This is a genomic window from Pectobacterium brasiliense (genome assembly GCF_013449685.1).
In the GTDB taxonomy this organism is placed as follows: domain Bacteria; phylum Pseudomonadota; class Gammaproteobacteria; order Enterobacterales; family Enterobacteriaceae; genus Pectobacterium; species Pectobacterium brasiliense_A.
This window is the reverse complement of sequence record NZ_JACDSF010000126.1, coordinates 266-988: the sequence shown is the minus strand read 5'-3', so window position 1 is coordinate 988 and position 723 is coordinate 266. Positions and strand designations below refer to the sequence as shown.

The following is a 723-nucleotide window of genomic DNA, read 5'->3' as shown; positions in this document are numbered from 1 at the left end:
TTACACAGAATGATTTACAGGGTCGCCAGAAACGACACCTTTCAGTTCACTCCTTTTAATTAATTATTCCCTGAATAACAGATCGCTATCCGATTCCATGGAGGACACCGGTTGTCTGTTATTCAGTATGTTGGAGACTTTCCAAATGACACGTCACACGACACTATCCACGTTGCTGGATAAGTACCAAAGCCATCTTGACGGCAGTGCAGCTCACGCCATTCATCAGGATATCAGTACGCGAAAAATTCATACTTTCCATCGGTTGAGCCTGACGTCAGTTTCCCTGCCAGACCAGCATAAGGCGCATCTGATTGTCCCCGCGAAGCTAATGCAGAAATCAACGGTATCGCGTATTGAGGCTGCCAGCAGAGCCATTCTGCCAGTGAAGGCCAGCCGATACCTTCGACGGTATCCAATGCTGGGCGGCATTCTGATCAGCGAATGTGATCGACTACAGCTGGATGAATTGAGTGACAGCCTTCAGCGGTTATTTGATCGGGAAAATGAACCCGGCATTCAGGAAACGTTAACACTACTGTGCTGGTCTGAGCTACTTAACGGCCTGTCTTATCGTGAATGGACATCACTGGCTGATAAAACCGACAGACAGATTCAGATGTGGATTAGCACCCGCCTACGCACTCAGCCAGCACGTCGGGCAATGATTGACGAATATGTTTTCTTCGCCTGCTTTGGTTACTGGAGAGATTATTACCCTGC

At 48.1% G+C, this 723-nt stretch carries 1 protein-coding gene; it reads left to right on the top strand.

Going from position 1 to position 723, the window contains the following annotated elements; translation table 11 throughout:
* Nucleotides 1-145: 145 nt before the first annotated feature.
* On the top strand, nucleotides 146-723 hold a 578-nt coding region (locus H0248_RS21580; protein ID WP_180787436.1), incomplete at its 3' end, for a hypothetical protein.